This is a genomic window from Phyllobacterium sp. SB3, assembly GCF_040009165.1.
GTDB lineage: Bacteria > Pseudomonadota > Alphaproteobacteria > Rhizobiales > Rhizobiaceae > Phyllobacterium.
Genome location: NZ_JBDYKI010000001.1, coordinates 526222 through 545711, shown reverse-complemented (window position 1 = coordinate 545711; position 19490 = coordinate 526222). Strand labels below are relative to the sequence as shown.

20 protein-coding genes are annotated in these 19490 nt (G+C 54.3%); 9 read left to right on the top strand and 11 right to left on the bottom strand.

Going from position 1 to position 19490, the window contains the following annotated elements:
* The first annotated feature begins 168 nt into the window (after positions 1-168).
* The gene (locus ABKW30_RS02755; protein ID WP_348597584.1) at positions 169-945 is read left to right on the top strand and encodes a Bax inhibitor-1/YccA family protein; all 777 of its coding nucleotides are present in this window, start codon (positions 169-171) and stop codon (positions 943-945) included.
* Positions 946-1102: 157 nt separating this feature from the next.
* On the top strand, positions 1103-1648 hold the full coding sequence (locus tag ABKW30_RS02750) for an N-acetyltransferase family protein (protein ID WP_348596483.1): 546 nt from the start codon (positions 1103-1105) through the stop codon (positions 1646-1648).
* Positions 1649-1651: 3 nt separating this feature from the next.
* Here ABKW30_RS02750 and ABKW30_RS02745 read toward each other — a convergent pair whose 3' ends face one another.
* The 3 genes from ABKW30_RS02745 to acnA all read right to left on the bottom strand — a co-directional run bounded on the left by ABKW30_RS02745 (position 1652) and on the right by acnA (position 6057).
* On the bottom strand, positions 1652-2023 hold the full coding sequence (locus ABKW30_RS02745; protein ID WP_348596482.1) for a DUF2794 domain-containing protein: 372 nt from the start codon (positions 2021-2023) through the stop codon (positions 1652-1654).
* Between the two features lie 386 nt (positions 2024-2409).
* Positions 2410-3180 carry a DUF1223 domain-containing protein gene (locus tag ABKW30_RS02740; protein ID WP_348596481.1) on the bottom strand — a complete coding sequence of 257 codons (771 nt, stop codon included), beginning with the start codon at positions 3178-3180 and terminating at the stop codon, positions 2410-2412.
* Positions 3181-3369: 189 nt separating this feature from the next.
* Positions 3370-6057 (bottom strand): aconitate hydratase AcnA, encoded by a 2688-nt coding sequence (acnA, locus tag ABKW30_RS02735; RefSeq protein ID WP_348596480.1) that lies wholly within the window; start codon positions 6055-6057, stop codon positions 3370-3372.
* A gap of 289 nt (positions 6058-6346) precedes the next feature.
* On the opposite strand from acnA, the gene ccmA reads away from it, so the two are divergent.
* The 5 genes from ccmA to ABKW30_RS02710 are packed head-to-tail and all read left to right on the top strand — an operon-like array spanning position 6347 to position 9198.
* Positions 6347-6955 (top strand): heme ABC exporter ATP-binding protein CcmA, encoded by a 609-nt coding sequence (ccmA, locus tag ABKW30_RS02730; RefSeq protein WP_348596479.1) that lies wholly within the window; start codon positions 6347-6349, stop codon positions 6953-6955.
* The gene (ccmB, locus tag ABKW30_RS02725) at positions 6955-7620 is read left to right on the top strand and encodes a heme exporter protein CcmB (protein ID WP_348596478.1); all 666 of its coding nucleotides are present in this window, start codon (positions 6955-6957) and stop codon (positions 7618-7620) included. The genes ccmA and ccmB overlap by 1 nt, the downstream gene beginning before the upstream one ends.
* Positions 7621-7667: 47 nt before the next feature.
* Positions 7668-8432 (top strand): heme ABC transporter permease, encoded by a 765-nt coding sequence (locus ABKW30_RS02720; protein ID WP_348596477.1) that lies wholly within the window; start codon positions 7668-7670, stop codon positions 8430-8432.
* Positions 8432-8605, top strand: a complete 174-nt coding sequence (gene ccmD / locus ABKW30_RS02715; RefSeq protein ID WP_348596476.1) for a heme exporter protein CcmD — start codon at positions 8432-8434, stop codon at positions 8603-8605. Before ABKW30_RS02720 ends, ccmD begins: the two co-directional genes overlap by 1 nt.
* Positions 8602-9198 carry a DsbE family thiol:disulfide interchange protein gene (locus tag ABKW30_RS02710; RefSeq protein ID WP_348596475.1) on the top strand — a complete coding sequence of 199 codons (597 nt, stop codon included), beginning with the start codon at positions 8602-8604 and terminating at the stop codon, positions 9196-9198. Before ccmD ends, ABKW30_RS02710 begins: the two co-directional genes overlap by 4 nt.
* Here the strand turns inward: ABKW30_RS02710 and ABKW30_RS02705 are convergent.
* The 7 genes from ABKW30_RS02705 to ABKW30_RS02675 form a co-directional block, all read right to left on the bottom strand.
* A complete protein-coding gene (locus tag ABKW30_RS02705; RefSeq protein ID WP_348596474.1) occupies positions 9195-9611 on the bottom strand; it encodes a hypothetical protein in 417 nt (138 codons plus the stop codon). The two genes, ABKW30_RS02710 and ABKW30_RS02705, sit on opposite strands and share 4 nt — an antisense overlap.
* 103 nt (positions 9612-9714) lie before the next feature.
* Complete coding sequence (locus tag ABKW30_RS02700; protein ID WP_348596473.1) at positions 9715-10383, bottom strand: septation protein A; 669 nt, start codon at positions 10381-10383, stop codon at positions 9715-9717.
* The gene (ftsY, locus tag ABKW30_RS02695; RefSeq protein WP_348596472.1) at positions 10383-11900 is read right to left on the bottom strand and encodes a signal recognition particle-docking protein FtsY; all 1518 of its coding nucleotides are present in this window, start codon (positions 11898-11900) and stop codon (positions 10383-10385) included. Before ftsY ends, ABKW30_RS02700 begins: the two co-directional genes overlap by 1 nt.
* A gap of 17 nt (positions 11901-11917) precedes the next feature.
* Positions 11918-13213: a tRNA (N(6)-L-threonylcarbamoyladenosine(37)-C(2))-methylthiotransferase MtaB gene (mtaB, locus tag ABKW30_RS02690; protein WP_348596471.1), complete on the bottom strand. Its 1296-nt coding sequence runs from the start codon at positions 13211-13213 to the stop codon at positions 11918-11920.
* A complete protein-coding gene (dapF, locus tag ABKW30_RS02685) occupies positions 13213-14100 on the bottom strand; it encodes a diaminopimelate epimerase (RefSeq protein ID WP_348597582.1) in 888 nt (295 codons plus the stop codon). Before dapF ends, mtaB begins: the two co-directional genes overlap by 1 nt.
* A 105-nt stretch (positions 14101-14205) precedes the next feature.
* Positions 14206-15222 (bottom strand): NADP-dependent oxidoreductase, encoded by a 1017-nt coding sequence (locus ABKW30_RS02680; RefSeq protein WP_348596470.1) that lies wholly within the window; start codon positions 15220-15222, stop codon positions 14206-14208.
* A 65-nt stretch (positions 15223-15287) separates the two neighbouring features.
* Complete coding sequence (locus ABKW30_RS02675; RefSeq protein ID WP_348596469.1) at positions 15288-16040, bottom strand: siderophore-interacting protein; 753 nt, start codon at positions 16038-16040, stop codon at positions 15288-15290.
* A 391-nt stretch (positions 16041-16431) separates the two neighbouring features.
* Here ABKW30_RS02675 and ABKW30_RS02670 point away from each other — a divergent pair, with 391 nt between their 5' ends.
* Both ABKW30_RS02670 and zapE read left to right on the top strand, forming a co-directional pair.
* Positions 16432-16971, top strand: a complete 540-nt coding sequence (locus ABKW30_RS02670) for a protease inhibitor Inh/omp19 family protein (RefSeq protein WP_008127209.1) — start codon at positions 16432-16434, stop codon at positions 16969-16971.
* A gap of 40 nt (positions 16972-17011) precedes the next feature.
* Positions 17012-18184, top strand: a complete 1173-nt coding sequence (gene zapE / locus ABKW30_RS02665; protein ID WP_348596468.1) for a cell division protein ZapE — start codon at positions 17012-17014, stop codon at positions 18182-18184.
* A gap of 1 nt (position 18185) precedes the next feature.
* On the opposite strand, the gene ABKW30_RS02660 is transcribed toward zapE, so the two are convergent.
* On the bottom strand, positions 18186-19463 hold the full coding sequence (locus tag ABKW30_RS02660) for a DUF3422 family protein (RefSeq protein WP_348596467.1): 1278 nt from the start codon (positions 19461-19463) through the stop codon (positions 18186-18188).
* Between the last annotated feature and the right edge of the window lie 27 nt (positions 19464-19490).

Genomic DNA, 19490 nt, shown 5'->3' with positions numbered 1-19490 from the left:
ATGTAACTATTGCCCCAATTGGCGGCTTTGCACGCAATCTTGAGCAAAACAGGACTTGTTATAGAGCGGGTTAATCACCATAATTCTTGTCAAGGCATGCTGGGGTCCCGCCAGCGGAGCCTGGGGATAGTCCCCGACACCCGACGGGACGAAGCAATGAGGAAAACCATGGCTGACTATCGCAACATCCAGGCCCAGAATTCGGCCGGAGTGCGTGTGGACGCGGGGATCGATCAAGGTCTGCGCAGCTACATGCTGAAGGTCTACAATCTTATGGCGATCGGTCTCGCAGTGACCGGTCTTGCTGCTCTCGCAATCGTATATATGACAACAACCAATGATGCGTCGCTTGCGGCTGCAACATTGCCCAACGGCAAGATGCTGACCAGCTTCGGTGTTACGTTCTACGTGTCGCCATTGAAGTGGGTAGTAATGCTTGCCCCGCTGGCTGCAGTGTTCTTCCTGAGCTTCCGCATTAATTCGATGAGCGTTGCTGCCGCCCAGACGACTTTCTGGGTTTATGCCGCACTTGTCGGTGCATCGCTCTCGTCAATCTTCCTGGTTTATACATCCGGAAGCATTGTACAGACGTTCTTCATCACTGCGGCATCGTTCGGTGCGCTTTCGCTCTATGGCTACACGACCAAGCGTGACCTTTCCGGTTTCGGCTCGTTCCTGTTCATGGGCGTCATCGGTATCCTGCTCGCTTCGGTGGTCAATATCTTCCTTCAGTCGAGCGCGCTTCAGTTCGCTATCTCTGCAATCGGTGTGCTGGTATTTGCAGGCCTAACCGCCTACGACACACAGCAGATCAAGGAAATGTATTATGAGGGCGATGATTCGGACTCCTATGGCCGCAAGGCAATCATGGGTGCGCTGCGTCTCTATCTCGACTTCGTCAACATGTTCATGTTCCTGCTGCAGTTCCTGGGCAACCGCGAATAGTTTTTACGCAGGACCAATAATGAAAAGGGCAGCCCAGGCTGCCCTTTTTTATGCGTTGCATAAGGATTGCTGATCGAGAATCTATCACCAAGCCCTTTAATTCTGCATCGAACGGGTGCATGAAAGTTGTCAGAAACTTACCCTTCAAGCGAAATCCATGTCTGACATCAATATCCGTTCCGCACAGCCAGCCGATCTGCCAACCATCACCGAAATCTATCGAGATGCAGTTCTGCATGGCACAGCTACTTACGAGATTGATCCGCCCGATCTCAAGGAAATGACGAACCGGTTTCACTTGCTTACTTCGGATGGCTTTCCATACGTCGTGGCGGAGCAGAACGGCGAGGTTATTGGCTACGCCTATGCCAGTTATTTCCGAGCACGTCCTGCCTATTGGTGGATGGTTGAGGACTCGATCTATATTACGCCAGCAGCCAAGGGCAAGGGATTGGGGAAAGTTCTGATCCAACGGCTTATTGATGATTGCACTGCTTTGGGATTCCGTCAGTTCATAGCTGTCATTGGCGATGGCCATGAGGGATCGGCTTCGGTGCGTCTGCACAGCAAGGCGGGCTTCCGGCATTGCGGCAAGATAGAAGCTTCCGGTTTCAAGCATGGCCGATGGCTGGACACGGTTCTCATGCAGCTTGATATGAATGGGGGAGCAGCAACGCTGCCGGGCAAGCCGCCACTTAAGTAGTAATTAGCTTCGAACGATGCTCAAGGTCTTGTCGAAGACGCGCAAGACCCTGTCCAATTCATGACCACGCTTGAGGATAAGTCCGCTTGCTGCAATCACGCTGTAGACGCCCTGCTTTCGTGATAATTTCGGGTTCTTTTCGATGCGGAACATCGGGACTTCGCTGGTTCGCCGGAAAACCGAAAAAATTGCCCTGTCGGAAAGATGGTCGATGGCGTAGTCGCGCCATTCACCGGCGGAAACCATGAACCCGTAAACCCGCAAAATCTGGTTTAACTCGCGCCGGTCAAAGGTAACAGGCAGGTCATTGTTTCGAACGAGGGGGATGAGTTTCGCCTGACGCTGCGAATCTTCGCCACCTGCATTGCTGTCCATCAATCAACCACCTTTGAATCTGTCGTGTGACACCTGGATGACAATAAAGTGGCCCCATCCGGACAATTTTACAAGCTTGCAGTTTTCTCGCAGCACAGATTTTATAAAAACGCCGGTGTAATTTCATCGTCTCACGAACAAATACGAGATGAAGTGAATGGTGATGGCTCATCACATTCTCGCCATCTTCTGTACGCATTGCCGCCGGATTTCAAACTGAACATCGCCCCGTGTTGCCAGAGACGGTTTCATCAGGGCAGTCCGATTACCCAAGCCCCCCGCCCAAGCGGATTGTTCAGGTAAGACCAACAGTTCTCATCTATTGGCAACATGCCCCAATAGCTCAGGCCGGATTTATCCGGCCTGTTTTTGTTTAGTGCAGGGTGTTATTTCGCTGCCATGATTGAAGCGCCGATAATCGGCCCCGGCTTGCCGTCGCCCAGCATTTCCTGCAATAAAACAGCGCAACCGGAAGCTTTCTTGCTGGCAAGCTCGCTGATTGGAATTTCGATCTTTTGTGCGTTTCCGTCCCACATGCCGATGGTTTCCATGGCCCGAACGCTGTTGGCATAACTCACCATCCGTCCGACATTTTCACCCCCGGGAATAGAGACGATGCTCTCCCGGTTGAAATAGGCAAGGACCACGCGAACCGGATTGGTAGTCACAGGGCCAGATCCGATATCGATGAGGAGCCGGTTTTTTGCAGCTTTTTCAATTGAGACCGGCACTGTCAGGCCAGAAGGCGTGTCGCGCATATCCGCAATGCGCCGGCGGATTTTTGTCTCGTCCTGTCCGTTCACATGTTCGCGGCCATTGATAATGACCTGCGGTGTGTAAACGCCGTTCAGGCTGAGGGCCTTACGATACTCGTTCTGACGCTCGGTATTTTCCGGCAAGGCAAGATTATCTGTCCAACCGCGATAATCCCAATAGTCGACATGAAATGCCAGTGCCACGACCTTCCCTTCGGTTGCCAATTCTTTAAGGACGGCATCGGCAGGCGGACATGATCCGCATCCCTGCGACGTATAAAGTTCGACGACACCTTCCGGTTTCGTTCCCGCATCCTCGGCGCAGACTGGCAACACATAGACGATCGCTGCCACTAGAGGCACGCCGATAGCCAGAAGTCTTGAAGTGGTGCGCGAGAGCAAGGTTGCGAGCTTTCTTCCCGAAAATTTCTAAATCTTATGTGCCAGATTGGTTGCCAGAAGATTGATAGGAGTCCGTTCGCTCAAGAGGAAGTCACTTTGAGGTGAATTCAATCACGAATGCTACATCCTTACAGGATTGAGGGCCGCCAGTTGCCCGGCGGCCCTCAATCCTAACAAAATTCCGCTAAATCAGGCAGCGAGATCGCGCAGAACGTACTGCAGGATGCCGCCATTCTTCAGGTATTCCAGTTCATCGATGGTGTCGATGCGACAGATCAAAGGAACCTGCTTCACCTGACCATCGGCAAACGTCACCGTCGCAAATGTCTTCTGGCGTGGCTGGATGGTGGCCAGACCTTCGATGGAGACGATTTCATCGCCCTTCAGGCCTAGTGACTGCCAGCTTGTGCCTTCCTCGAGAACGAAAGGAACAATGCCCATGCCTACAAGGTTGGAGCGGTGGATACGCTCGAAAGACTGGGAGATAACAGCGCGAACGCCGAGCAGATTGGTACCCTTTGCTGCCCAGTCGCGTGATGAGCCATTGCCATATTCCACACCGGCAAAAATCACCAGTGGCACGTTCTCGCGGCGATATTCCATTGCCGCGTCATAGATCGGCATTTCTTCCTTGGTAGGATAATGGATGGTGTATCCGCCTTCGCGCCCGTTCTCACCAAGCATGTGGTTGCGGATACGGATGTTGGCAAACGTACCGCGCATCATGACTTCGTGATTACCGCGACGTGTGCCGTACTGGTTGAAATCCAGCGGAGCAACTCCATGATCTGTCAGATACTGACCAGCTGGTGAAGCTGCCTTGATCGAACCGGCCGGAGAAATGTGATCGGTGGTGATCTTGTCGCCGAACAGTCCAAGGATACGCGCGCCCTTGATGTCATTGACCTTGCCCGGGGTTTTGCCCATGCCGACAAAATAAGGCGGGTTTTGCACGTAGGTCGAATTATCGTCCCACGCATAGGTCTGGCCAGCCGGTACCTTGACGTTCTGCCAGTTCTCATCGCCCTTGAAGACATCCGCATACTTCGCCGAAAACAGCTTGCGGGTGACGTTCTTGGTGATGAACTCCTGGATTTCGTGGCTGGAAGGCCAGATATCCTTGAGGAACACCGGATTGCCGTTCTGATCTTCACCGAGAGGCTCGGTGGTCAGATCTTTGGTAACGGTACCGGCCAGAGCATAGGCGACGACCAGCGGAGGCGATGCAAGATAGTTCGCCTGAACATCTGGCGACACGCGGCCTTCGAAGTTACGGTTGCCGGAAAGAACGGCAGCAGCAATCAGGCCCTTGTCGTTGATGGTCTTGGAGATCGGTGCAGGCAGCGGACCGGAGTTGCCGATGCATGTCGTGCAACCGAAACCGACCAGATTGAAGCCAAGCTTGTCGAGTTCAACCTGTAGTCCTGCGCTTTCCAGATAAGCGGCAACAACCTGCGAGCCGGGAGCAAGCGAAGTCTTGACCCAAGGCTTGGATTTCAAACCCTTTGCAGCTGCATTCCGGGCAAGAAGCCCGGCGGCAATCAGGACGCTCGGATTTGAGGTATTGGTGCAGGACGTGATAGCAGCAATGGCAACATCGCCATGTCCGAGATCGAAATCTTCGCCCTCGACCTGATAGCGCGCATCGAGCTGTTCGGTCTTCTTGTATTCCTTCTGCAGGGATTCACGGAAGCCGGATGCGATACCTTCCAGCGCAATACGGCCTTCAGGACGCTTTGGACCAGCCATCGAAGGCACGACTGTGCCGAGGTCCAGTTCAAGCGTATCGGTGAAGACCGGATCGGCAGCACCTGCTTCACGCCACATGCCCTGCGCCTTGGAATAGGCTTCCACCAATGCCAGACGATCTTCGTCGCGGCCTGACATGTGCATGTAGTTGATGGTTTCGCCATCGATCGGGAAGAAGCCGCATGTAGCGCCGTATTCCGGACCCATATTGCCGATGGTTGCGCGGTCAGCGAGGGTCATCGAATCGAGACCCGGACCAAAGAATTCGACGAACTTGCCGACGACACCCTTCTTGCGCAGCATCTGCACGACAGTCAGAACCAGATCGGTTGCCGTCACGCCTTCCTTGACCTTGCCGGTCAGGCGGAAGCCGATAACTTCCGGCAGAAGCATGGAAACAGGCTGGCCAAGCATGGAAGCTTCGGCTTCGATGCCGCCAACGCCCCAACCGAGAACACCAAGGCCGTTGACCATGGTGGTATGCGAATCGGTGCCGACGCAGGTGTCCGGGTAAGCGATGGTTACGCCGTCTTCTTCCTTGGTCCAGACGCCTTGCGCGAGGTACTCAAGGTTGACCTGATGGCAAATGCCGGTGCCGGGTGGCACAACGCGAAAATTCTTGAATGCCTGCTGGCCCCATTTCAGGAAGCGGTAACGTTCGCCATTACGTTCATATTCGAGATCGACATTTCGCTTGAAAGCCTGCGGATTGCCAAATTCATCAACGATAACCGAGTGATCGATGACCAGATCGACCGGGACGAGCGGATTGATCTTTTCAGGGTCGCCACCGAGATTGACCATCGCATCGCGCATCGCCGCAAGATCCACCACTGCGGGAACGCCGGTAAAGTCCTGCATGAGAACGCGGGCAGGGCGATAGGCAATTTCAGCACCGGCAGCGCCGCGGTCAACGAGCCATTTGGCTACGCTCTCGATGTCTTTCTTGAAAACCGAGCGGTTGTCTTCAAAGCGAAGCAGGTTTTCGAGGAGAACTTTCATGGAGAACGGAAGTGCGGAAATCCCTTCCAGTCCATTCTTTTCGGCTTCGGTCAAACTGAAATAAACATATTCCTTATCCCCTACGGTGAGGGTTTTACGGCATTTAAAACTGTCAATCTGAGACATTTTGCGTACGTCCTTATGCTGAGGCCTAAACCCGGGACGAACGCCTTTGCCGCGTTTCAAGGACGCGCTAAGGTGCGGGTGCAGTCATTTCCGCTGTCCGTCCCGCAGCAAATACCGGGTAAAGTATTCGCTTGAGATCGGCCAAAATTGTTTCCACGCCGACCGCTGGCATGGTTGACTGGTATATAGAGTTTTTCCGCGATTTGTGCCAGACCGGCTGGGAGCAAAAATGCGTACTGCGGCGAAATGGTCATTTGGCCGCATCTGAACCAGAAAAAGCGGGATTTTCATGCAGTTAGTCGCCGAAAGGTTGAGTGGAGAGCGGGGTGGGGAAATGTTGTTTTCCGGGCTCAACTTTACCATCAGGTCGGGCGAAGCGCTGCTTGTCACCGGACCGAATGGTATCGGGAAATCGACGCTTCTTCGAATCGCTGCAGGACTTTTGCGTCCGGCAGAGGGCGCTCTTCACCTTGAGGGCAAATCCGCTGAGTATGACAGTCTGGGTTCTGCCTCGCATTTTCTCGGACATCTCAATGCGATGAAACCGGCTCTTACGCTGGAGGAGAACCTTCACTTCTGGCAGTCCTTTTGCGGAATTGGCAAGCGAACGGTTTTACATGCTTTGGAAATGGTCGGATTGGCCGATATCGGGCATCTTCCATTCGGATATCTGTCCACCGGACAAAAGCGTCGGGCCAGCATTGCGCGCCTCTTGGTCAGTGACCGCCCGGTCTGGTTGCTCGACGAACCTACAGCAGGGCTGGACAAGGACTCCGAAGCGCAATTTTCCGAGTTTATGCAGGCGCATCTTGCCGATGGCGGCATCGTCATGGCGGCAACACATCTGCCACTTGGCCTGCCTCATTCGAGAGAACTGACACTCGGGGCATTTGTCTGATGGGCGCATTGTTCATCCGCGACGCCAGATTGGGTTTGCGTGCCGGGGGTGGTGCGCTGGTCGGGATACTCTTCTTTCTGGCGGTCATTGCAGTTGTGCCTTTCGGTGTCGGGCCTGATCTGAAGCTTTTGGCGCGCATTGGCGCTGCCATGCTGTGGATCGGGGCTCTGCTTGCCACGCTGCTCGGTCTTGACCGCCTCTTTCAAGCGGATAGGGATGATGGTTCGCTCGATATTCTCATCATGGCATCCGATCGCCACATGCTGACACTGACCGTACTGGTCAAGTGCCTCGCACATTGGACGGTGAGCGTGCTGCCGCTGGTGGTCGCAGCGCCTTTGCTGGGACTGTTCATGAACATGGAGCCTGTAGCGATTGCAGCGACAACTCTAACTCTGCTTGTTGGCACTCCGGCGATAACGCTGATTGGTGCGGTTGGTGCGGCCGTTGCGGTTTCCCTGCCGCGCGGCGGGCTGCTCGTTTCTGTCATTGTACTGCCCTTGACGATACCAGTCCTGATTTTTGGTGTATCTGCGTCCTATGGCGCAATTGAAGACCCAGCCCCCTTTCTGGCACCTTTCCTTATTCTGGGTGCAATTACATTGTTCTTTTCGGTTTTGGGTCCTTGGGCAGCTGCAGCGGCCCTTAAATCCTCGACCGACTGACAGGCTGATGAATTGCACTACCAAATTCGAAAAGCTAAGAGACTTTTATGAGTAATGTGGCATCCAAATCCGGGCGGTGGATCGATCTGGCCAATCCGACAAGATTTTTGAATCTTGCAGGTAGCGTGCTGCCATGGTTGGGCGGAATAACATTGATCACGCTTGCAATAGGATTCTGGATGTCGATGACAGCTCCGGATGATTACCAGCAGGGCTCAACTGTCAAGATCATGTTCATCCATGTGCCTTTCGCCTGGCTCTCCATGATGTGTTACACGGTGATGTCGATTGCTGCACTTGGAACGCTGGTCTGGCGTCACCCTCTTGCTGATGTTGCGGCAAAGGCGGCTGCACCCATCGGTGCCGTGTTTACGGCACTTGCGTTGATCACCGGTTCTCTCTGGGGCAAGCCCATGTGGGGAACATGGTGGGTTTGGGATGCGCGCCTGACGTCAGTGTTTGTGCTTTTTCTCATGTATCTGGGTGTTATCGCGCTGACGCGTGCCATGGGTGATCCGGCCAAGTCTGCAAAAGTGACAGCCATCCTCACGCTTGTCGGATTCGTCAATATCCCGATCATCAAGTTTTCTGTCGATTGGTGGAATACTTTGCATCAGCCGGCGTCTGTAATCCGCATGGGTGGGTCTACTTTGGATTCGTCCTATCTCTGGCCGCTATTGATCATGGCGATCGGCTTCACACTGCTGTTCTTTACTCTGCACATCATGGCCATGCGCAATGAAATCTGGCGTCGGCGTGTTACTGCGATGCGACGTATTGCAGCGCGTAGTGCAGAAAGAAAGGTAGGCTAATGAGCAGCCACACAGCTTTCGTCCTTGCCTCATATCTTTCGGCAGCCGTCGCTTTGACGGGCTTGATCGGGTGGATTTTTTTCGATCAGCGCAGCCAGCGTAATGCTCTTCGCGATCTTGAGGCGCGGGGCGTGCGGCGCCGTTCTGCTGCTGATACGGATGGTGCGTCTTGAGTGAAGAAGTTCAGCAAGGTACGCGCCGCAAGCGCCATCCTGCCCTTGTTTTCCTGCCGTTCATCCTGTTCTCGATACTTGCGCTGATTTTTGCACTGCAACTCGCCTCAGGCCGCGATGAATCGGTCATTCCTTCAGCGTTGATCGGCAAGCCAGCACCGAATGTTATGCTTCCGGCTGTTACAGGACTTGTAAAAGACGGCACGCCTGTTCCCGGTCTAGATCCGGCAAAGTTCAAAGGCCAAGTGACGCTCGTCAATATATTCGGCTCGTGGTGCGTGCCATGCCGTGTTGAGCATCCGCTCCTGATGAAGCTTTCACAAGACAGGCGATTTGTGCTTACCGGCCTCAACTACAAGGACAAGCCTGAAAACGCTGTCAGCTTTCTTGGCGATCTTGGTAATCCCTACGCAGCCGTTGGTGCTGATCTCAATGGTCGTGGGGCCATTGAGTGGGGCGTTTATGGTGTACCGGAAACATTCCTGATAGGGCGCGATGGCATCATAGCTTACAAGCATGTGGGGCCGTTCTCCGAGGAAACGATCCGCAACGACCTGATGCCAGCAATTGAAGCAGCGCTGAAGTCAAATTAGAGCGACGCGTAATGCCTTACCCAACCAGCAGCGCGGTTCGCGGCTGTTGTTGTGCCTTCAACGGCATGATTGAAGGGTCCGGTGATCAGTCTGTAGCCTAAAGACCGCTTTTCAACATGCACCGCTGCTTCAATAGATGTTCCCATCGCAATGGTTTCGATTGGGCGGTTGATCGCGGGAGAGGGAACTTTGAACGATTGACTGGCGATTGCTGATCCGGACTGTGATCTTGAAGAACAGGTAGCCGTAATCAGGGGATAGTCGACTTTTCCGGTTTTTCGAATCTGTGCCTCAAGATCGGCACGGCAAGTCTCCATGGTGCTCCAGCCCGTATCCGCTGTCTTGATGTACTCGCAGACTTTGGCATCGCAGTCGCAACCCATCAGGGTCATTACGATGAGGGCGGTTTTCATGGAGGATGGCTTTCTCAAGAATCGTTGATAATTACCAACTCTTGAGCTTTGATCGCGGCGGGATTTCGTCGCGATCAGGCGGAAATTGTGACCGTTTCCAGCGTTATGTTTTCTTGTTGGCTGCCTTTTCACCATTTAATGGTTCTGCAGAATATTTCATGATTAGCGGCATTTGCGCGAAAGTGAAAAGCAAGGTGATTGGCATTGTGCCCCAGACCTTGAATGCAACCCAGAAATCCGTCGAAAAACTGCGCCAGACGACTTCGTTCAACACGGCGAGGAACAGGAAGAAAACTCCCCAACGCAAAGTCAGCTTGCGCCAACCTTCAGCATTGAGCTTGAAAGCACTGTCGAACACATAGCCCAGAAGTGCTTTGCCGAAATAAAGCCCGCCAAGCAGAATCACGCCGAACAGAGCATTGACGATTGTTGGCTTCATTTTGATGAAGGTTTCATTGTGCAGCCAAAGCGTCAGCGCGCCAAAGATGAGCACAACGATGCCGGAAATAAGCGGCATGATCGGCAAGCTGCGGGTAAGCACCCAGGATACGCCCAGTGCAACGAAAGTCGCAGCCATGAAAAGGGCGGTCGCAATGAAGATCGGCTCGCCTATATTTCCCAGCGCAGGAAAACGTTCCAGAAGCCAGTCGCCCTTTGCATTGGCAAAGAAGAAGACCATCAACGGACCCATTTCCAGCGCCAGTTTGAGCAATGGGTTGATCTGCTTGTGAGCAGGATCGGACGGATCGCGTTCAAATATCGGTTCGTTCATTATGCAACTCCAGCAATGGCCTTGGCAAAATCGCTTGCCGCGAATGGCTCAAGGTCATCGACCTGTTCGCCTACGCCAATAAAATAGACCGGCAATTTATGCTTTGCCGAGATGGCAACAAGAATGCCGCCGCGTGCCGTGCCGTCGAGTTTGGTCATGACCAAGCCGTTGACACCGGCAATATTTCTGAAAATCTCGACCTGATTAAGCGCATTCTGGCCGGTCGTCGCATCAAGTGTCTGCAAAACAGTGTGCGGCGCTTCCGGGTCGTGCTTGCCAAGAACGCGCACAATCTTCGCCAATTCTTCCATAAGCTCTGCCCGGTTTTGCAGGCGACCAGCAGTATCGATGATCAATACATCGCTTCCTGCTTCCTTGGCCTGTTTCCAGGCGTCAAAGGCCAGCCCTGCTGCATCGGCACCAAGCTTGCTGGAAACGACAGGTGCACCTGTGCGCTTGCCCCATATGTGCAGCTGTTCGATAGCGGCGGCGCGGAATGTGTCACCTGCTGCGAGCATGACATTCAATCCACCAGCGGTGAGTTTAGCGGCCAGCTTGCCGATTGTCGTGGTCTTGCCGGTACCATTGACACCGACAACGAGGATGACGTGCGGTTTATGTGAGAGGTCAAGTTCCAGCGGCTTTGCAACTGGCCCGAGCACTTTCTCGATCTCCGTTGCCATGATGTTGCGCACCTCGTCAGTGCTGATGTCCTTGCCATAACGCGTAGCACTCAGGACACCCGTTATACGGATTGCGGTTTCCATGCCAAGATCCGCTTGGATCAGAACATCTTCGAGATCCTGCAGCGTGTCTTCATCAAGTTTGCGGCGTGTAAATATGCCACCAATGGAGTCGCCAAGCTGCTGCGAGGAACGTGACAGACCTTTGCGAAGCCGTTCAAACCAGCTGATGCGCTTTTCCGGCTCTACGGGTTGCGGTTCCTCGTCCTGCTTTTCCTCGACAGTTTTGGAAACGGTGACCTTTTTCGCGACAGGCTTGGGTGCCTCAACAGGTTCTGCCGGAGTAACAACGACCGGTATTTCTGCCACAGGCTCCGCCTCAGGACTGATCACGGATTCCGGAGCAGGTTCGGGTGTTGGTGCGGCTACAGGCTCGGGTTGGGGCTCCGGTTTCGGTTCAGGTGCTACAACAGGTTCGAATTGTTCTTCTTCGGGCGCTTCTACTTCGACGGGTGCAAGCGTCTCGATTATCGCTTGCTCAAGAGGCTCCGTTGGTTCGAGATTTACCTGCGGAATAATTTCCGGCTCTGGCTCCGGCAGGATTTCAGGTTCGGGAGCAGGTTCATCAGCAACCACTTCCGGTTCAGCCTGTGGAGCAGGCTCTGCTTTGAAAGCTTCTTCCGCAGCAGGCAAGGTCTCCTGTGCAGTAGTATCTTCATAGGTCTGCTCGACCGTTTCGGGCTTTTCCACCTCGATCAGAGGCACATCGGCAGGGGTCTCCTGGACCTCCTTCTTGCCGAACGAAAATATCTTCTTGATAAAACCCAGAGCCATGAATGCTGCTTTACTTTTTATGCCGCGTGGCGATTGCTGCCATTATCACTGGCGTTGGCCAACAGTTTATCACCGTCATGCCCTGTTATGTTGCGTTCAATGATCGTTCCTGCCGCACCGGCATCGACGCCAACGAGCGTGAAGCCTTCCGTGCGGCCAATACCGTCGCGCTCGATGAGAATTTTCTGGCGCGTGCCGACGAGGTCGCGCAAGTGACTTTCATAGGCTGCATCACCAGCAGATCTTAGCCGGGCAGCACGATCCTTGATAATTTTGCGGTTCATTTGTGGCATGCGCGCAGCAGGCGTTCCGTCACGCGGACTGAACGGAAAAACATGAAGGTTTGTCAGGCCGCATTCTTCGACAATGCGTATCGAATTCTCAAACATTTCGTCGGTTTCGGTCGGAAACCCGGCAATAATATCGGCACCGAATACGATGTCGGGACGGATACTCCGCACAGTTTCGCAGAACTCGATCGAGTTTTCGCGGGAGTGGCGGCGCTTCATGCGCTTCAGGATCATGTTGTCGCCGGATTGAAGCGAGAGATGCAGATGCGGCATCAAGCGGCTCTCCGTAGCCAGAGCCTCCATCAAATCCTCGTCGGCCTCAATGGAGTCAATGGATGAGAGCCGCAAGCGTTGCAGGTCCGGCACTTCCTTGAGTACCGTTTTGACGAGTTTGCCGAGCCGCAGATTACCGGGAAGATCCGGACCATAGCTGGTCATGTCGACACCAGTCAGAACCACCTCGTGATACCCATTGCCGACAAGCCGCTTGACCTGCTCCACAACGCCGCCCATCGGGACAGAACGGGAGTTACCGCGGCCATAGGGGATGATACAGAAAGTGCAGCGATGGTCGCAACCGTTCTGCACCTGCACGAAAGCCCGCGCACGTCCTTCAATGGCATCAACCATGTGCGATGCGGTTTCGCGCACTTCCATAATATCGTTGACGCGAACCTTTTCAAACTGGTTGACGCCGAAATCCGGCAGCATGCGGTAGGAATTGGATTTGAGTTTTTCCTCATTACCCAGAACGAGGTCCACCTCGTCCATGGCAGCGAAATCATCTGCACCTGTCTGGGCAGCACAACCAGTCACAATAATGCGCGCTTCGGGATTATCGCGCCGCGCTTTGCGGATTGCCTGCCGCGCCTGCCTCACAGCTTCGCTGGTTACAGCGCAGGTGTTGAAAATGATCGCGCCATTTTCCAGCGTGCCAAGACCGGCGGCATCAGCCTCACGCTTCATCACCTCGGATTCATAGGTGTTGAGGCGGCAGCCGAAGGTGACGACGTCCACAGCCATCAGGCCGCTCCCTGTGCGTCTTCGTCGCGTGTCCAGCTTCCGTTTTTAGGATCGAGATTACCGGAAAATTCCCACTCGGCAGGTCCGGTCATCAATACATGATCGTCTTCCAGCCACTCGATGATCAGCGGACCACCAGGAACTGTGACCGTTACAGCCCGCTCCGTCCTGCCTGTACGTGCAGCAGACACACCTGCCGCGCATGCAGCAGAACCGCAGGCGCGGGTTAGTCCTGCACCACGTTCCCATGTCCGCAGCGTGATCGCATTGCGGCTGGTAACATGTGCGATAGAAATATTGGCCCGTTCCGGAAACATGGGATGGTTTTCGAGCATTGGCCCGAAACGCTCCAGATCATAGGTCCAAACATCCTGCTCAACCCAGAAAATCGCGTGGGGATTGCCCATGCTGACAACAGAAGGAGAATGCAGAACCGGCGCGTCTATCGGTCCGATCTGCAATTCGATCTTTCGCGTATCGTGGAAAGGTTCGGAAAGCGGTATTTCCTGCCAGTCGAAATGCGGCTTGCCCATGTCGACTGATATCTGTCCGTCGGGATGCTCGTTGGCTGTCAGAATTCCCGCGATTGTCTCGAAGGTAAATTCACGCTTGCCCGATTGGGCGCTGAGAGCCTGCACGACACAGCGCATGCCATTGCCGCAGGTCTGGGCCTGACTGCCATCCGAATTGATGATCTCGACATAGGCGTCTGTGCCATCATTGCGGGGTGAATGGATCGCCATGATCTGATCGAACTTGGTTGCTGGATCGCGATCAAGTGCAATCGCCGCCTCCGGGGTAATCCTGTCCGCACGACCGCGCATGTCGGCAACGATGATTTCGTTACCGAGCCCGTTCATCTTCGCGAAGGGTGCGCGCGTTGTCATGCCGTCAAGTTCCTGCATCGGATTGGTGTCTATCGCGCCTATATGGCTGAAAAGGTGACGAATTGCCAGTCCCGGCAAGCATTCGCGACGCGTATCATTTGGCAATCATGCCACACGGATAACCAGTTTTCCGAAATTATGTCCCTGAAGCAGCCCCATGAAGGCTTCCGGGGCATTGGCAAGGCCGTCAATGATGTCCTCGCGATATTTGACTTCGCCGCTTCGGAGCCATCCTGCCATGGCCTCCGCAAAGGCAGGGCGCTGATCCACGAATTCGCGTTGAATAAAGCCGCGTATCAGCAGGCTCTTTTTCAGTACATCCCGCATGACATAGGGCAAACGGTCCTTGCCGGATGTGTCGAGGCCATCATATTGCGCGATCAGCCCGCAGACGGGTACTCGCGCATATGTGTTGAGCAGCGGAAAGACGGCGTCCCAGACAGCGCCGCCGACATTCTCGAAATAGACGTCAATGCCGTCAGGACAAGCCTGTTTCAACTGTTCAGCAAAATCCGGTGCGCGATGGTCAATAGCTGCATCGAATCCGAGTTCATTCTTGATGAAAGCGCATTTGTCCTGCCCGCCAGCGATTCCTACGGCCTTGGCGCCTTTTATCCTTGCGATCTGACCGACTGCGGAGCCTACAGGGCCGCTGGCAGCTGCGACAACGACAGTTTCACCGGGTTTCGGCTGGCCGATTGTGAGAAGACCCGTATATGCGGTGAAGCCCGGCATGCCGAGAACACCGACAGCTGTTGAAAGCGGTGCGATTTTGGGATCGAGTTTGCGCAAGCCGCTGCCATCAGACAGTGCATAACTTTGCCAGCCGGAATGCGAGAGCACGATGTCGCCGATGGGATAGGCAGAGTTCCTGCTTTCAATGACTTCCGCAACCGTGCCGCCTTCCATCACGCCATTGATGGCGACCGGTGCGGCATAGGATTTCGCATCATCCATGCGGCCACGCATATAGGGGTCGAGCGAAAGGTAAAGAATTTTGAGCAGTATCTCTCCGTCACCGGGAATCGGGATTCCTGCCTGTTCCACCCGGAAATTGTCTGTTTTCACGTGGCCTTCCGGGCGTGAGGCCAAAACGATACGGGTATTTGCTGGCTGGGACATGGTTGCTCCTTCAAGATCGGCATTCAGCCTAACCCAGCCACTTAACCCCGGCAACGCTTGAAAACTTAGTGAGGCTCGTGAGCGTCCGCAACGCCGCGCAACCAATAACCGGAAGCTTTGATCCATTCATTATTAAGGCCGCGCTTGTCGACAAGGTGTTCGCGAATTGCTTTCGAAACGCCGCTTTCGCTGGCGATGAAGGCATAACAATCGCCCTCGGGGAGGGAGAGCGATTCAATCTTGCGGAGCAGAAGATCATTGTTGCCCGGCTCCAGGCCATTGCGATGGACCCAGATGATCTCGACATTCGCTTTTGTATCGAATGTCTGCTCTTCTTCCTTGCCGGCCACTTCGATAACCGCAGTGACCTTCGATGAAGCGGGCAATTCTTCCAGTCGGCGACCAATTGCCGGCAGGGCTGTTTCATCGCCTGCCAGTAAATACCAGTCAAAAGCATCAGGGACGATCATCGAACCTCGAGGGCCGCCAATAACAAGTTTCTGTCCAACTGCAGCCTGCGCAGCCCAACTGGAGGCAGGACCATCACCGTGCAGAACAAAGTCCACGTCAAGTGTATTGGTGGCCGCGTGGTATTTGCGCGGCGTATAATCGCGCATTTCAGGCCGGGGCCTGCCTTCCGGGAAAGTTACACCATCAGGCCCAAGCGTCGGTAATACCGGTTCCTCACCCAGTGGCGAAAAGAATAGCTTGATGTGGTCGCCGTATCCGGGACTGATAAATCCTTCCAGATCATCGCCTGCAAGCGTGACGCGCAGCATAAGCGGCGTCAAATGTCTTACGGCCTGGACTTCAAGCACGCGAAGGCGGGTTTCGTGGCGGATTCTTTGAGGAGTTTTATTTATGACTGACATAGTCAGGAAATACGCCGCCGCTTCTTCAAGTTCAATGGGTTCTGGCGTTAAATTTTCGTCATCAGGGAGCAAGACATAATAAGACTTTATTCACCTTGAAATGCTTAAATTGGTTAATGCGGCTTGATCGTGTCGAAAGGATTGATCCGCAAAGGTGTGGCGATATTGCAAGTCTGGTCAGTTTTTGGACCCGTTTACCAAGAGAGACGCCATTGAAATGGCGGTTTTTTCGGAGTTCGGGTTGAGAATTTCGGCCAGATGCCATTGTATCATGGTCAATCATGCGGAATGGGTTTGCATTCCCCGAATCAGATTATGCAGATGGAGAACTGACGTTATGGGAACTTTGAAGGTCAATTTGCTGACCGTTGCCGCTGTTGGCATGGTGTTGGCTGGATGCCAGAGTTCGCGGATGGACCCGATGGATAGCCCATCGGCGCCAGCACCGTTGCAAGCGGCTCCCTCGGGCTCAGTCAGCCAGAGCCAGTTGCCTCCTCCCGGCGGCAATCAGTTCCCTACAGCTCCAACGACCAATACTGCTGCTCCGGGCACGCAGGGTAATACGCAGGTCGCGTCATTGCCTCCGGAAAATGCGCCTGATCTTACGGCGGGCAGCGTTGCCGGTGTCTGGAACGCCAACATGGGCGGTCAGAGCTGCAAGATTGCCACTCCACAGACGAAATTTGGTCAGGGCTACCGCGCTGGGCCGCTCCGCTGTCCGGGCGAGTTGGCAACGCTCTCATCATGGGCGGTCAGCGGCAAGCAGCTTACCTTGTATGATGCAGCTGGCGGTACTGTAGCGCGGCTTTATTCGTCAGGGGCTTCCAAGTTTGACGGTCAAACATCCGGTGGGCAAAACCTGACGCTCTCGCGCTAGTAAATTAAACAAGGCGCTGCCTTAAGAGACTGCTCTCCGCATGTCGCATGATAATCTGAAAGTGTTCCCTTCGGTGAGCGAGCGCTACCAAGCGCTCGTTCAGGCGGGGGATCTTGACGCAGACCCCGCACAGCAGCAGCTTGCATTGCGTTTCGACCGGCTTATCCGCGATGTTGCGACGAAACGCCTTGCAACAAAATCAAGTGCCTTGGGTTGGCTTTTCAGCCGAAAATCACCGCGCAACGAGATCGTGAAGGGTCTCTATGTTTACGGTGAAGTCGGACGTGGCAAAACCATGCTGATGGACATGTTCCATGAACTTGTTCCGGTCAAGCGCAAGCGCCGCGCGCATTTCCTTGATTTCATGGCTGATGTTCATGAGCGCATCAATGCGCATCGTCAGGCACTCAAGAATGGCGAAACAAAGCAGGACGATCCCATACCGCCTGTCGCCGATGCCCTTGCCGAACAATCGTGGGTTCTGTGCTTTGACGAGTTCACTGTTACCGATATCGCCGATGCAATGATATTATCGCGATTGTTTCGCGCTTTGTTCGAGCGTGGTGTCGTGCTTGTTGCCACCTCCAACGTATTGCCGGACAATCTCTATCGGGATGGCCTCAATCGCCAACTGTTTCTGCCATTCATTGATCTTCTGAAAACCCATGTTGATGTCTTCAATCTGGATGCGCGGACGGATTACCGGCTTGAGAAGCTGAATCGTATGCCAGTCTACCTCTCGCCCTTGAACGACGAGAATGCTCGCCTGATGGATCAGGCGTGGCATGCGGCGACGGATGGTGCCTCTGTTGTACAGGACAGCGTTACTGTAAAAGGCCGTACGGTGGTCATCCCCAAGGCCGCCCGCCACGTTGCACGCTTTACCTTTGCGGACCTCTGCTCAAAGCCGCTTGGTGCTGCCGATTACACAGCCATCATCCAGCGATACAAGACAATTTTCATCGACGAAGTTCCCGTTCTCGATCACCCGCGACGCAATGAAGCCAAGCGCTTTATCATCCTGATCGATATTCTTTATGATCATCATGTGCATGTAGTGATCTCAGCGGCTGCCTCACCAGACAAGCTTTACATTGCCAATCGTGGAACGGAAGCCTTCGAATTTGACCGCACGGCATCGCGCCTGTTTGAGATGCAGAGCGAAGAGTATCTGGAAACGGCTGATGCGAGCCGCGCCCCCGGAGTTGCGTAGCTTAGGCGCGATCTTCTTCTTCGTGCCGCTTACGGATCGAACGTACCACGAACCAGATTGAAAGCACGGCCACAGGAACGAACAAGCCCGTCAATATATTTGACTCGACCGGGAGTCCCAGTTTTTCGAGCGCCTTCGCCAGATAGCCGAACAGGCCAACGACATAATAGGAAATTGCTGCGACTGAAAGACCTTCAACTGTTTGCTGAAGACGCAGTTGCAGCTTGGCGCGCCGGTCCATTGACAGGAGCAGAGCACTGTTCTGGCGTTCCAGCGCAACGTCTATCCAACTTCTCAAAAGTGCCGTTGCCCGTGCCAATTTACGGGAAAGGTTGGCCTGTCGTTCTTCTATTGATTGGCAGGTGCGCATGGCTGGTGCGAGACGGCGCTCCAGAAAGAAGCCAAGCGTCTCGTAGCCGGGCACAGCAGTTTCGGCGAGTGTGCGGATGCGCTCCTGTACAATGCCATAATAAGCTCTGCTTGCGCCGAAACGATAAAGCGTTGAGGCCGCATTTGCTTCCAGTCCTGCCGCAAGGCGGGTTATTTCTTCCAGCATCGCATCTGCGTGTTCACGCGCGTTGGATTTCATTTTCAAGGTGACTGCCGTAAGGCCATCTTCGATACGGCGCATCTCGGGAGACAGGGATTGAGCCAATGGCAGGCCGAGCATGGCAAGCGTGCGGTAGGTCTCGATGTCGAGCAGCCGCTGCACCAGCGCCCCGGTGCCTGAATTGGTCATTCCGCGATCAATCACGAGAATCTGGGTCAGCCCGTCACCATTCTGACGAAAATCGGTAAGAATAGCCGCTTGTCCATTTTTCACTTCACTATGGCAAAGACTGGTTGGATCGAACACGGCAATGGCCGCCTGCGTTTCGGTCGATTCCGGCCGTATCTCCAGCCGGATGCCGGAGATTAAGGTTCCGGGCGGAGAAAAGCCGTCGCCAAAAGGATGCACAGGAACCTCACCGCCAAATTGTTTCGGCAAAGGTCCATCCCAGAAATAGGTTGAGAACTCGGTATGCCGCTCCCAGCGCAAGGTTCCTTGACCCCAGGGAATGGCGTGATGGTTGGCATCGCGGGCGGGTGGAGCCAGTCCCCTTGCACGCGAAATTTCGGAAAGTACGGCATGATCGACACCCGATCCGCCATCCGTTATGAAGGCCAGCTGAAAGATCACACGGGGCGAGGGCACGAGAACATAAGGGCGCGCATGAATTTCACCGAGCGCTTGTGTCCGGTTGATAGCAGTTGGAAATGCAAATGTCCCCTGCGGCATCGATATCCCCTCGAATGCTGTTTTTCA